Source organism: Microcoleus sp. M2_D5, assembly GCF_036701935.1.
GTDB lineage: Bacteria > Cyanobacteriota > Cyanobacteriia > Cyanobacteriales > Microcoleaceae > Microcoleus.
The window spans coordinates 1-14555 of record NZ_JAUBRP010000044.1 but is presented as its reverse complement, the minus strand read 5'-3'; the positions used below and the strand labels follow the sequence as shown (position 1 = coordinate 14555).

At 46.6% G+C, this 14555-nt stretch carries 8 protein-coding genes; 4 read left to right on the top strand and 4 right to left on the bottom strand.

Annotated elements, in window-relative coordinates:
- Positions 1–177: 177 nt before the first annotated feature.
- The 3 genes from QUA50_RS18545 to QUA50_RS18535 form a co-directional block, all read right to left on the bottom strand.
- Entirely contained in the window at positions 178–5970 is a 5793-nt protein-coding gene (locus QUA50_RS18545) for a PAS domain S-box protein (protein WP_333261382.1), read from the bottom strand.
- A gap of 90 nt (positions 5971–6060) precedes the next feature.
- Positions 6061–6564: a chemotaxis protein CheW gene (locus QUA50_RS18540; RefSeq protein WP_333080154.1), complete on the bottom strand. Its 504-nt coding sequence runs from the start codon at positions 6562–6564 to the stop codon at positions 6061–6063.
- A gap of 257 nt (positions 6565–6821) precedes the next feature.
- Positions 6822–7187 carry a response regulator gene (locus QUA50_RS18535; RefSeq protein WP_333058429.1) on the bottom strand — a complete coding sequence of 122 codons (366 nt, stop codon included), beginning with the start codon at positions 7185–7187 and terminating at the stop codon, positions 6822–6824.
- Positions 7188–8138: 951 nt separating this feature from the next.
- Between QUA50_RS18535 and QUA50_RS18530 the strand changes: the two genes are divergently transcribed.
- A complete protein-coding gene (locus tag QUA50_RS18530) occupies positions 8139–8873 on the top strand; it encodes a phosphoadenylyl-sulfate reductase (RefSeq protein ID WP_333058431.1) in 735 nt (244 codons plus the stop codon).
- A gap of 208 nt (positions 8874–9081) precedes the next feature.
- Positions 9082–10059, top strand: a complete 978-nt coding sequence (locus QUA50_RS18525; RefSeq protein WP_333261378.1) for a class II fructose-bisphosphate aldolase — start codon at positions 9082–9084, stop codon at positions 10057–10059.
- 147 nt (positions 10060–10206) lie between these two features.
- Here the strand turns inward: QUA50_RS18525 and QUA50_RS18520 are convergent, their stop codons facing one another.
- Positions 10207–11046 (bottom strand): Uma2 family endonuclease, encoded by an 840-nt coding sequence (locus QUA50_RS18520; RefSeq protein WP_333261375.1) that lies wholly within the window; start codon positions 11044–11046, stop codon positions 10207–10209.
- Between the two features lie 353 nt (positions 11047–11399).
- On the opposite strand from QUA50_RS18520, the gene QUA50_RS18515 reads away from it, so the two are divergent.
- Positions 11400–13634, top strand: a complete 2235-nt coding sequence (locus QUA50_RS18515; protein ID WP_333261372.1) for a Tex family protein — start codon at positions 11400–11402, stop codon at positions 13632–13634.
- 93 nt (positions 13635–13727) lie between these two features.
- A complete protein-coding gene (locus QUA50_RS18510; protein WP_333261370.1) occupies positions 13728–14300 on the top strand; it encodes a Uma2 family endonuclease in 573 nt (190 codons plus the stop codon).
- Positions 14301–14555: the final 255 nt, after the last annotated feature.

The window sequence follows — 14555 nt, the reverse complement described above, 5'->3', positions numbered from 1 at the left end:
AACCCGGTTTCTTGCCCCAACGACAGAAATGCGAGCGCACTTTTTGCGTTGGGAGAGGGGGCGGGTTTATGCAGATTGTCGGTAATAATTCAAGATTTTTGATGAACCCGCCCCTACAGAATTGTGGTATTTAACCGGATTTAATATGACCAATGACTAATGACTAATGACGAATAACTAACTGCGGAAATTCGCCACCGACTTTTGCAATTGGCCCAGAGAACCAGACAGCTCGTCCAAAGATGCTTTGACATCCGCACCTTTTTGTGCAGTTGTATTCGCAATCTCGTTGACTTGCTGCATACTGTTAGCAATTCCCTCAGCCGAAACAGTTTGCTTGGCAGATGCGATAGTAATATTCTGCACCAAAGCATTCATTTCTCGACTAACTTCGATGATGGCATTGAGGTGGGTTTTAGCTTCGCTTGCTAGCTTAGTGCCTTCCACTACCTCCAGCGTCCCCGATTCCATTGCCTTCATCACGCGGCTGATTTCTTCTTGAATTGTACCGACAATTTCCGAGATTTCCTCCGTAGCGCCGGCGGATCTTTCTGCTAATTTCCGCACTTCTTCGGCAACAACTGCAAAGCCTAAACCTTGTTCGCCGGCTCGCGCCGCCTCAATAGTAGCATTCAGAGCTAATAAATTAGTTTGCGAAGCAAGTTGAGAAATCGAAGTCACAATTTTGCCAATTTGCTGCGAAGATTCGCCCAAACGTTTCATCATTTTCGAGGTAGAGGCGATCGTCAACCGGAGCCCGTTAATGCCTTCGACAGCTCGATCGACCGCCATACCGCCGACTTCAGCCGTTTGAGAAGACTGCTGAGCCACTGTTTCGGCCCGCACCGAAACATCTCGCACGTCGCGGATCGAATTCACAATCCGCTCTATTTCGCGCATGATGGCAGATATTTTTGCTGCTTGAATTTCTGCCTGTTGGGTGAGTTGACTGGTATTGTTAATTGACTCGTCGGTGGCAGATGTTACCTGTTCGGCTAAAGTTTGAATTCCCGTTACTACTTTCCGCAGAGAACCGATTAAGAAGTTGAAAGAGTCGGCGACAGCACCTAAAACATCGTTAGTCACTTCCGCCCTGACTGTCAAGTCGCCTTGAGCCGCGCCTTTAATTTCTCCCAACAATTTAAGGACTTGCTGCGTCAGAGAATCAGCTTCAGCTTTACGTTCTGCTGCTAATTTTCCTAGTCGTTCTTCTGCCTCTTTGCGCTCGGTAATGTCAAAGCGAATGGCGATATATTTGACTATTGTGCCACTGGTATCAAAGATGGGGGAGATCGTCGAATCTACCCAGTAAAACGAGCCATCTTTGCGTCGGTTTTTGATTTCCCCTTTCCACACCAAACCGCGAGAAAGTGTCACCCACATTTCTTCAAAAAATGATTTGGGATGGTAGCCGGAATTGACGAGGCGGTGGTTGCGGTGCAGGAGTTCTCCCATGCTGTAACCGGAGATTTCAATGAATCCGTCGTTGACGTAGGTAATCATGCCTTGCAGATCGGTCTCGCTGACGATCGCCGATTCGTCTAGGGCATTTTGCCGCGTTTTGAGTTCTTGCAGCAAGCGTTCCTGTGTCTCGGCCAACTGCTGCATTTGCTGCTGGGACGATCTTTCCTGGGTGACGTTGCGGCAAACGACTACGCCGCCTTTGAGTGCGCCCGTTTCGTCTTTGAGCGGCCGGCCGGTAATTTTCACCCACAGGCCCTCTGGATTCCCTGCGTGGCGGGTGAAAACCTCTACGTTCTCAGGAGATTCTCCTCTAATTGCCCGTGTTAAGGGGATCTCGGCTGTGGGATAGGGAGTTACCGTATCGGGCAAGAATAAACCGTATCTTGCCGACCATTCGTCGGGAAGAGTATCTGTCGAACCCGTGCCAAAGATATCTGCGGCGGCGGGATTGAACAACACAAAATTGCCTTTTTCGTCGGCAGCAATTATGCCGTCGCCAATGCTATTTATTAGCAGTTGCAAGAGATTGGTTTGTTGCCGAAATTGGTCTTCAGAACGGGCTAATTGGGCTGTTGTTTTTTCCAGTTGCACCATCGCCTGTTTGCTTTCAGTAACGTCGCGAGCGACTGCATACATGAGCTGTTGTTCGGTTACAGGTCGCACTTTCCACGACAGCCACCTGTAGGAACCGTCTTTGCAGCGGTAGCGATTTTCAAAAGATTTTAATTCGGCGCCACTAGCTAATTTTTCCGCTTGTTTTCGGGTTGATTCGCGATCGTCTGGATGGACTAAATCGATATAATAGTTGTCTTCGAGTTCATGCGCCTTGTAGCCGAGTGTGTTTTCCCAAGAGGGATTGATGCGCTTGAATTTGCCTTCAAAACTTATAATACAAACCAAGTCTAGGGAAAGGGTAAAAAATCGATCGCGCTCTTCTTCTGCTTTTTTGCGATCGGTAATTTCGATCGCCACACCGCCGACACCTATGGGTTTGCCGTCAGCTCCGGGCAAAGGAAAATATGACGCCAGCCAATCTCGCACGAGGCCCGGTTCGTTGACGGTTGTACCCGACACCTCAACGTTTAAAAACGGTTGGTTGGTGGCGAGAATCTGCTGCAACATCGGCTGTAGGGTATCGACCATTTGGGGTACAACTTCCCTCACCGTCTTGCCGAGGTGTTCGGCAACTGAGACGCCTGTGGTTTCCGCTAATTTCTCGTTAACTTGGACGAAGCGCAACTGCTCGTCAAAAATAAACATTGAGGCCGGGGCGGCTGTGAAAAATGCGTCAAACCGGGTTTGACGCAAAACTAATTCTCGTTCTAGGGCTTTGCGATCGGTGATGTCGCGAGCTTCGGGAATCAGCAGCACGACTTTGCCGCTGTCGTCTACGATCGGCTTGAGGGAGAAGTCCACAGTTATCACAGCACCCCCAGCAACGAGCACGTCGGCTTCGTAGCGGACAACCTCGCCGGCGGCGGCTTTTGTGAGCGCTGCTTGCACTTTTTGCTTGGCTTCTGGGGAAATTTGCCACCACAAATTATCTGTAAACTGCGTTCCTACGAAGTCTTCGCGCTCCATTCCGGCGATGTCGAGGGCTGTTTGGTTGGCTTCCAAAACGGTTCCGTCTGGTTTGAGCAGCCCCACTAATTGAAACGATTGGTCAAAAATGGCTCGGAACAGTCTTTCGCGATCGCGCAGCATCTCTTCTGCGCGTTTGCGATCGGTGATGTCGCGACTAACTGTTGCCAACCCGATCGGCTCGCCGGTTTCTGGGTTTTTGACCGTAAATAGGGTGAAGTCAACCGGAAAGTCTTCGCCGGTTTGAAAGTTCCTCAACCGGAATTCACCCTGCCAAAAACCGTCTCGCACAGTAGCCGGCACGATTTCTTCTTGGAAAATCTTACCATTTTCTACTGAGAAGAAGTCATACATACTTTTGCTTTTGACTTCTTCAATATTTGGCAATCCTGCTAGTTTCATTCCCGCGACATTCAGGTATGTTGCCTCTCCCTCCAGGGTAGCCGTGCCGATAAAATCAGAGCTACTTTCTACTAGCGAAATCAATCTTTGCTTTTCGATTTCTGCTTGCTTGCGCTCCGTGATGTCGTTGTTAGTTTCTAAAATTGCTTTCGGTTTTCCCTGTTCGTCTCGCTGCAAATTCCAGCGACTGAATACGGTAATTTTGGTATCATAATTGGTGGTGTGAATTAATTCTCCTTCCCAATAATCCTGCTCTTCTAACTGTGCCGAAATAGCGGCTAAAGGCTGGGGATAAATGGTGTGCAATAGAGTATGGGTGACTTTCCCCAGGGCGGCTTTTTTTGTCCAGCCGTACATCCGTTCGGCTCCCTGACTCCAATAATTAATGGTGCCGTCCATATCCCGAACGATCAAGCCATCGCTGGCAAGATCGAGCATTTGCAAGTTCTGCTGCAAGGCTTCTTCTGTGCGCTTGCGTTCTGTAATGTTGCGGGCGATCGTTGAGATAAATTCAACTTCTGAATTCTCGGATTTGTGGGCAACAATTACTTGAGAAACTGGTATTTCTTCGCCGTCTAAACTCTGCCAAACTGTCTCGCCGCTCCACACCCCGTCCCGGCAAGCTGCGGGGATGCCGACGTTCACAAGAGTGTCGATACTTTTGGGGGATGTCAGGTCAGAAATGCGGATTCCGGTTAAATCGGCGTCCTCGCCAACTCCCAACATTTCTCTGGCTGCGCGGTTGATATAAATGGTGCGCTGTTGGGTGTCGGCTATGCCTACCCAGTCTGTTGTGGTTTCTAAAATTGCTTTGAATCGCAAGAGTTCTTGTTCAGATTTCCGGCGCTGTGTGATGTCGCGCGCGAAGCCGACCATTCCTAAAATGTTGCCTTCTGCATCTTTGAGGGGCAATTTCTGGGTGTCGAAGGTGTGTACTTTGCCGTCGGCTAAGGTGGCTAAGTCGTTGGAGGCGGGCGCGAGGTGGTTGCCGGCCCGGAAGTTTTGGATTTGGTTCTCGGAATCGGTTTCGGCCTGGAAGTTGGCGAAGATGCGATCGACCGATATACCAATTTCTGCGTCGTCTTTGCCGATAATTTCTGCTTGGGTTTTGCCGAAGGCGGCGGCGAAACCTGCATTGACTAGGGTGTAGCGCAAGTTTCGATCTTTGACAAAAATGCAGTCTGGCGTAGCGTCAATGACTGTTCGCAGCAAGTTTTGGGAGCTTTCTACTTCTGCCAGTGTCTGCCGCAGTTGTTCTTCCATTTGCACGCGATTGGTGATATCTCTAATCGCGCAAACGAGAAATTGTCTACCGTCGGCATCTACAAAGGTAGATTTTTTGGCGGAGACAAAGCGGGTGTTTCCTGCTTGGTCTGTGATAGTTTTTTGGATTTCGGTGCTGGTATTTGTCAAAAAAACTAATTCGTCTTTTTTTCGATATGTCTCTGCTTCCTGTTTGGGCAAAAACTGGTCGTAGGATTTGCCAATTAGTTCTTCTCTGCTGTGACCTAGGTGTTGACAAAAAGCATCGTTTAATATTAACCAGCGGTGCTGTTTGTCTTTGACGTAAATCGGGTCGGGGATGCTGTTAAGGATGTTGTTTAAAAATTTTTCTGAGGCTTTTAATTGCTCTTGTACTGTGGTGCGATCGCGAATTTCCTGTTCCAATTGTGCATTAGTTTGCAGGAGCTGCTCGGTTCTTTCATTCACTCGCTGCTCTAGTTCTGCCGTTAGCTGCTGCAAGGTCGCTTCTGTCTGTTTGCGCTGGGTAATGTCGCGGCCTTCGGCGAGGATTTGAAATACTTCTCCTGTTTCATTTAACAGCGGCTTAAAGGACACATCAATTACTGTCACATGGTTGTTGGGGCCGGTGATTTCGTATTCTTCCCGGACAAACTTGCCTGCCGAGACTTGTTTAATGTTCGTTTTTAGGCGCTGCTGGTTGGTTGGAGATGATGCCCACCCTGGTGTCAGCCAAAATTTCAGCCCCAGCACTTCTGATGCTTGGAAATCGCCCAATTCTAGCGCTGTCTGATTTGCTTCGATCAGAGTACCGTCTGGATCTAATACTGCGATCGCTTGAAAAGCTTGGTCGAAGATTGCGTGAAATCGCTGGGTAGTTTCGCTCAGTGCTTGTTCTGTTTCTTTTTTAGAGCTCAAGATTTGCTTGGAACCTACTAAGAATCCGTAACGGTTGGACAAACTCAAAAAAACGAGCGCCACCATTACAGTTATCCAATCGAACACACTTTGTGCCACCTGAGAGTGGGGCAGCCCTAGGTATTCGGCGGCGTGGCCGCTGTGGCCGAAAGCGCAGCTCCAAAATATGCCTGCTGTGGCTGTGGCGAAGATGTCGAACCCGAATTGACGGTTTCGCCACAAACCTAAGCTGATTATCCAGGCGATGGCAAAGTAACACACACAAATGATGCAATTAGCAGCTCCAATTACCACCGATTGGGAAAAGTCAGGCAATGTCAGAGTCAAAGTCGTTGCGATCCAGGTATAGAGAATTTCGATCATAAGATTAAGGATGGGCAAATCGGATGCGGGCGATCGTTAGTTAAAATTATTGATGCACAGCCGTTGCAGACTTATCTGTATTGTTGATTTTTACCAGCGTTCGGAATGGGCGATCGCTTCTACATCGACAATCATTAGCAAGCGTCCTTCGGAATTGTACAGACCTTTTAAGAATGGAGCTAGGTCGGGACTGACATCTAGTGCTGAGACAATGCGATCGGGATTGAGAGGTAAAACTCCTTCGACGCGGGAGACGGCTAATCCCAGGCGCATTTTCGACAACAATCTCACGTCTCGTGGATCGGGCGCTTCTACCACTAAGATGCGGCTGTTTGGGTGGTAGGTGTCAACCGACTCAATACCTACAAACAGTCCAAAGTCTGCCGCTGCTAAGATTTCGCCCCGCAAGTTGGTTAATCCCAGCAAAAATGGCTGGGTATTGGGAACCAGGGAAATCGGTTGTTCCTTGAGGGAAAGGACTTCCCGCACTGCATCTAATTCTATGCCGAACAGACTGCCTCCTTGACCGAACAGGAGAAATTGCTTTGTTGCACTTGTCTGATTCCCCCCAGCGGGGGGAGCCGTTATTTTCATGGCTTATTTTTAGTTTCTAGTGTAGCTTACAAATTAGAGTGTTGCTTTGACCCTAAAGCCGATCGCCCATCGAGTTTTTCAGCATCACTTTGGGTGCCTCAAATGTTTCCGTTAAATAAATCGCGGTTGGGCAAATAAGCAGGTTTTTATCATTAAACATAAACTTTTATGGAATTCAAAAACCCAGTTTATTAAAAAAAAACGGGGTTTGTCGGTATAATGTTTTTTGGGAAGCGGCCGATCGCTTTATATTCGGTTTACGCTGAAAGCAGGCGCTGCACTATGTGGACGAGTTGTTGAGGTTCAAAGGGTTTACTGACGTAAGCGTCGGCCCCTAAATCAGTTCCCCAAGCTTTATCGATCTCGGTGTTTTTATGAGTACAAAATACTACGGGCAATTTGGCAGTTGTGCGATCGCCCCGCAATTCTCTGATCACTTCAAACCCGTTCATTCGTGGCATCACTACATCTAAAACGACCAAAGCCGGAGGGGTTTTGCGGATCAGGGCGATCGCTTCTTCGCCGTCACCTGCCCGCATCACATCCAATCCGGCATCTTGAAGAATGCGGCAGATAATTTCTAGTTCGCTCTTAACGTCGTCCACTACTAAAATTTTGGACATGATTCCCCACTTCCTTGCTGTTATTGACAGCGGACTACGTTTATTCAGAAGCTGACGCGATCGGCGGCGATGAGACTAGACCGCTTTGCGGACAAATTAATGTACTTCCAAATACAATATAGCCGATCGTATGGCTGAAGGTTGGCGGTCAGCGATAAAAAGCGATAAAAATTTACTTTACTAACAAAATCGCTCTGAATAAATTAATCGGCAATTAGTAATTGATTCTGGGTAATTCGCTGTGTTGAAACCAACAGCTCTTAGTAGAAGGAGCGACTGGGGTACTCAAGCGGGAGTTTCTACGTATTTTTTTGAGATTTGTTCCCAATTATCTAGTTCAGTGTCTTGTCTAAATGGTGCTGATTAAGTTATTTAATTGGCGCAAATAATAGCTACTTAAAAGTATATAGCTCGCGGTTAAAACTGGTAGCCAAAAAAAATTATTTTACTTAACAAACAGCAGTATATTGCTGAGTTAGCGCTATTATTTAATTAATAATAGAAGCCCAATTTGAGGATGGCAACAATGACATTTAAAGAATTTTATTGTCTGTAGTTTATAATTGTGGGGCCAAATAAATTGACCGCGCGGCAATCCCATTTTACCCAGTAGAGAAGTGTTGGGTTCACCAAAACTGCTACCAGCGGGCGATCGCCATCCTTGAGCTTGATTGTGGGCCCAGCCGAAAAGACTACTGCAAGATGCGGCCAGTCGATTTTAGATTTTAGATTTTAGATTTTAGATTGACGAAATTGAAGAGATTGAAGAAAGCGACCTCACTGATAAACCCAGGGGGCTGGCGATGAGGATTCAAAGCTTTTTTTTCGCTTCACGGATGAATCCGGGGGCCCCGGACGACATTGCTGGATTGTCAAATTAGTCGGCGAGAGAGAGACGGCGATCGGCTATAATAAAGGGCTAGAGGAAAAGAACACCGAAAACCCGAAAATATGGTTGCCATCCAAAGAAATCTCAACATTGCCGCCCTAGAAGCAGAATACAGTCAAAAAACACCGCGAGACATTCTCAAATTTGCCCTAGAAAATTTTGACAATATCTCCATTTCTTTCAGCGGGGCTGAAGATGTAGTTTTGATCGATATTGCCTCAAAAATCACCAAGAATTTCCGCGTTTTCACCCTAGACACCGGACGATTACACTCGGAAACTTATCAGTTTTTGGATCGAGTCAGAAAACATTACGGCATTAAATTAGAAGTAATGTTTCCCGATGCAGCCGAAGTACAAGCCCTAGTAGAAGAAAAGGGATTGTTTAGTTTTTATCAAGACGGTCACAAAGAATGCTGTGGCGTGCGGAAAGTCAGGCCGCTGCGCCGCAAACTGAATACTCTCGATGCTTGGATTACCGGTCAGCGGAAAGACCAAAGTCCCAGTACCCGCAACGGTATTCCGGTTATTGAAGTTGACACTGCATTCTCAACTCCTGACCATGAATTAATTAAATTCAATCCCTTAGCAAACTGGTCTTCGGCAGAGGTTTGGGAATACATTCGCGCTTTGGATGTGCCTTACAACAAGTTGCACGAACGCGGTTTTGTAAGCATTGGTTGCGAACCTTGTACAAAGCCGGTATTGCCGAACCAACACGAACGCGAAGGTCGCTGGTGGTGGGAAGAAGCGACCGTAAAAGAATGCGGTTTGCACGCTGGTAACGCACAAACCTAGTAGTAAATCACTCAAGGAGTAAGGTGCGCTAGGCTTACCAAACAAATCGTAAGGTGCGCCCTTACGCACCTTACTCAAGAATCAATGCACTTCACATAAATCGTAGCCGAAGAATTCGCAATTAAAATAAACACAAATTAAGCTGAGCTGGGCCTAGAACTTTGATAGAATGATCGACATTCAGAAAAGTTTTTAAAGTAGGTACTATATGCTCGCGTCAACTAGGGAATTGCTGAACACGGCCTTGAGAAATGGTTATGCGATCGGCGCTTTTAACGTCTACAACCTCGAAGGAGTAAAAGCCGTCATCAATGCGGCAGAAGCGCTGCACAGTCCTGCTATACTGCAAATTCACCCCAGTGCCATCCAATACGGAAAATCGCCTTTAGTCGCGCTGTGCATGGAAGCGGCCCGCAAATCTTTAATGCCGATCGCAGTACACTTAGATCACAGCACCTCAGAAAAAGACATTCACCTCGCCCTAGCCGCCGGCATCAAATCAACTATGGCAGACGGTTCTTTTTTGCCCTACGAACAAAACTTAATATTTAGCCGGGAAATGACTAAATTATGCCACGCTAACGGTGCGGCAGTTGAAGCAGAAATCGGCAGAATTAGCGGCCGGGAAGAAGGTTTGACAATCGAGGAGAAAGCCGCAAGGATGACCGATCCGGTATCAGCCGTAGAGTTTATCAAAGAAACTAAGGTGGATTTTTTAGCCGTAACAATTGGTAACGTTCACGGCAAATATCTCAGCGAACCGAAACTCGATTTTCCACGTCTGGCCAAAATCCGCGCTGCTGTTTCAGTGCCGTTAGTGATGCACGGTGCTAGCGGTTTGCGGGAGTCAATGATTCATCAATGTATTAAATTGGGAGTCTCTAAATTTAATGTGAATACGGAAATTCGCGAAGCTTATATGGACGTGTTAAAAAGTAGCATTTCTGAGGCAGATCCGGATTTGTTGGAAATAATGGAAAAAGCTATCGATGCCATGCAATCGGTCATTTCTGACAAACTGCAACTTTTTGGTTCTGTCGGTAAAGCTTATTTGCATCATTCTCCCTACGCGGATGACTTAACCGCAAAGAGTACCAGCAACAAACACACAAGCCGCAACCAATCAAGTTTCGATCAAATCTTAAAGCCTGTGTATAGTGAGGCTTTCTGTCTTCTTGTGAAGTAAAAAAACTAAAGTCCTGACTGCGAACCAGCGATTAAAAGGGCGGGTTTTTGAGATTGTCAATTATGGGCAGATATTTTTCGTGAACCCGCCCGTACCGTATTAGGGGTAATCGACCGGACATAATATTAGTCAGGACTTCAGTCTTCTCTAACCGTTTAAAAATCGATCGGGATCGATGCCAGATTCCCGCAGCCGCCGAATTAAAGACTGCAATTGAGCTTCCGCTGACTCTGCCCGCTGCCGTTGCTGTTCCGCTTCAGTGAGAATCCAATTGCCATCAACATCATACCAGCGCAACCACAGTCGATCGACTCCCTGAAACTCTCCTTGCCACAAACCCAAGCCCAAACTTAGGTCAGGAATCCACACTCGCGACTCGGGCAATTCTAATTCTTGATAGTGTCCGCCCTTCAATTCAAACACTCGCAATTTGTTAGTATAGCGGCTGAAAACAGCATAAATAGGAACCCGCAAAATTTGCTCGTAAACCTCCCATTTTCTTGGCGGTTCATCCTTCCTCTCGGCATCCAAAACTTGCCCGTTACCGGCAGTGTTTCCCGACTGAGGTGGCAACTTTTCCTCATCGGTATTGTCGCCTAAATCTTCTTTTTCCGTTCCCGGCGAAAGCAGTTCTACAATTACAAAAGGATTCACACCTTCCTGCCAAGTAACATAACTCATCCGCAGTTCCGATCGATCGTAAAGTCGGGGAACTCCCACAACTCCAAACCAATCCGGCCGCTTGTGCCACAGAGTGTGCTGCACGTCATAATAAAGGTTCATGTCGGTGCCGCTAAATATCTCAGAAGCCGGATAATTCCGAGGCCGAAACGTCAGACTCAACAACTGCGGCTGCAAATCGTGAAATTCGTCAGGCAAACCAGGTTCATCCGGGTCTTCGCTGGGTAAATCGTACATCGTCGGCAGCGTTTCTCTGGGCGATCGCGGCGGATCGGTTTGCGGCACAGGATATTTAAAAGGCAACATATAATATTGAGAAATGACTGCATTTATGCTAACATTATGGGAGCATCCCAATGAGAGCTTTCACAGGAGTGCAAACCGGAGAGCTAAAAGCGAGATATATCGGCTTTGCTGTGCGGGACGATCGCACTCCTAGAAAACGATTTTAACAAAATTGGGACAATCCCTTTTCTTGCTCTATTCTGTGAAGTTAATCTAAAATCTAAAATCTAAAATTGACCAAGAATTTGTTGATGGTACAAGCCCTTGAATTTATCCGTGGAATCAATCCAAAATCTAAAATCTAAAATCCTCACGCCCCCGAATTGATCTCGCGCAAGTCAATCCAAAATCTAAAATCTAAAATCTAAAATCGAATGACCGACCCGAATTTCTGCACTACGATCGACATTCCTCAACTGATTGCTCGAGAACTTTCCATTAATCTGTCTCAAGTCAATAATGCTCTGGAACTTTTCGCCGAGGGAGCAACTATTCCGTTTATTGCCCGCTACCGCAAAGAACGCACGGATTTGCTGAATGAAATTCAGTTGCGGGATATCTCCGATCGCTTCACCTATTTGACGGAAATTGAAGAGCGCAAAAAGTCGATTTTAGAGACGATTAGCTCTCAGGGGAAACTCACTGAAGAACTGCAAGCTAAAATCGAATCGTGTTTGCAAAAAAACGAACTCGAAGACCTTTATCTGCCTTACAAACCCAAGCGGCGGACGCGAGCGACAATTGCTAGGGAAAAAGGTTTGGAACCGCTGGCAGATTTTATCAAATCACTGAACTTACCGACGGCTAAACCAGCAGATTTGGAGGCGGAGGCAGCTAAATACATTTCGGAAGAAAAGGGCGTTAAAACCGCAGAAGAAGCTCTCAAAGGTGCGGCGGATATTTTGGCGGAAGCAGTTTCGGAAAAAGCGGAATTGCGGGCTTATTTGCGAGATTTTTTGATGCAAACAGGAGTTTTTGTCTCGAAAATAAAAGAGGATTTCCCGGAAGGAAGCACTAAATTTGAAATGTACCGCAATTATCAAGTTGCGGCGAGAAGCGTTCAGTCGCACAATATGTTAGCGCTGTTTCGCGGGGAAACGGAAGGGGTTTTAGATTTGGAATTGGCGTTTGATGAATCCGCCGTGATGGCTTATTTGGAATCTCAGGAAATTAGAACTAGGATACCGTTCGTTAAAGAGTTTTATCGATCGACTTTGAAGGATGCCTTCAACCGACTGATGAAGACTTCGTTAATTACAGAAGTACGATCGCACAACAAAGCAGTCGCTGATATCGAGTCCATCGCCACTTTTGAAACCAACCTCCGCGAGTTGCTGCTGTCGGCGCCGGCGGGAATGAAACCCACATTGGCGATCGATCCGGGATTTCGCACAGGGTGTAAAGTTTCCGCCCTCGATGAAACCGGGCAATTTTTAGAATATCAAGCAATTTTTCCCCACCAAGCAGCGGCTCAGCGACAGCAAGCTGGTAAAATTGTCAAGCATTTAATTGAAAAGTATAAAATTGAATTAATCGCGATCGGCAACGGTACAGCTTCCCGCGAAACAGACGAATTTGTTTCGGAAGTTTTGGCAGAAATGGACAGGAAACCGATTAAAGTCATGGTGAATGAATCCGGTGCATCGATTTATTCAGCAAGCGATGTGGCGATCGCCGAATTTCCCGACCTCGACATCACCGTCCGCGGCGCAGTCAGCATCGGACGGCGCTTGCAAGACCCCCTCGCCGAACTCGTGAAAATCGACCCTAAATCAATAGGAGTCGGTCAATACCAGCACGATGTTGACCAAAAACTGCTCAAAAAGAAACTCGACGAAACAGTCGAAAGCTGCGTTAATTATGTGGGAGTTGACTTAAACACAGCATCCAAAGAACTGCTGACATTTGTATCGGGAATGACGGCAACAGTTGCCAAAAATATAGTCAATTACCGCAACGAAAACGGCGCATTTAAAAATCGCCGCCAACTCCTGAAAGTTCCCAAACTTGGGCCCAAAGCTTTTGAACAAGCAGCCGGATTTCTCCGCATTCGCGGTGGCGAAAACCCCCTGGACAATACAGCAGTTCATCCCGAAAGCTATCCTGTAGTGCAGGCGATCGCCAAGGATTTAGACTTGCCGCTGACAGAAATAACACAAATATCGGAAAAAATCAAGACTGTAAACATCAAGAAATATGTCACCGAAAAAGTGGGAGAACCAACACTCCGAGACATTATTTCCGAACTAGAAAAACCGGGAAGAGACCCGCGCGCCGAGTTTAAATATGCCACTTTCCAAGCAGGAATCAAAGAAATCTCCGATTTGCAAGTTGGGATGGAATTAGAAGGCATAATCACGAATGTAGCTAACTTTGGAGCCTTTGTTGATGTGGGAGTGCACCAAGATGGTTTGGTTCACGTTTCTCAATTAGCCGATCGCTTCGTAGATGACCCCAAACAGATTGTTAAAGTCGGACAAGTTGTGAAAGTGCGGGTTTTGGAGGTGAATGAGAAGTTAAAGCGGGTTAGTTTGACGATGAAGTTGCAAGAAAAACCGCAACCGCAAAATGGTAATAGTGCGAGGCTTCCGGCCCCGCGCCGACGTTAAAACTTTGGGGGAAAGCTGAAAAAGGGCGATGGCGTCGGGCCCTCGCCCGTGCTACGGCTATAATTGTGTAATCCTCACCAACCTTAAAATTATATGGTTGCAAGTAAAAGCGACACCTACGTCTCTCCTGAAGATTATTTAGCAGGCGAGAAAGTCAGCCCGATCAAACACGAGTACAGACAAGGTGAAATCTATGCAATGGCAGGGGCAAGCAAAGCTCATGTCATCATTAGTGTAAATGCAGCAACTTTGTTGAGAAACCATCTTCGGGGAAGTGGCTGCATAACTTACATGGCAGACATGAAAGTTCGGAATGAGACATCAAATTTCTATTACTATCCCGATATAGCGGTGAGTTGCGATGAACGGGACAGAAATACTGCTGAAGATTTCATTATCTACCCGCGCTTAATTGTGGAAGTTTTATCGCAGACAACAGCGGCTTTTGACAGAGGTGAAAAGTTTGCTGATTACCGCACTTCCGAAAGTTTGCAAGAGTATGTGCTAATCAATCAAGAAAGAGTTAGTGTAGAGTGTTTTCGCCGGAATGCAGAGGGTTTGTGGGTGCTTTATCCTTACAGTCAAGGACAAGAAGTTCAGTTTGCTAGCGTTAATTTTAGCTGTGCGATCGAGACATTGTATGAAGATGCGATCGGGATTGGTTGATTTTAATTACTCTAGAATCACTGATATTGATACGATCGAACCGCGAAGACGCTAAGGACGCGTTCGGCGAAGCCGTTCCCGAAGGGTAGGAAGAGAAAAGAAGAAGAAGCTGGTAATTGCTATTTTTTCTTGCTGGCTTTCCAAGTGCCGCCGTAGAAGTAAAAAGGATTGTTTTTACTTAGGGTTTGCTGAATAATCGATCGCAAACTAAGAACAGGAGTGATCGATATATTCAAGCAGAGTTAAATATAAGTT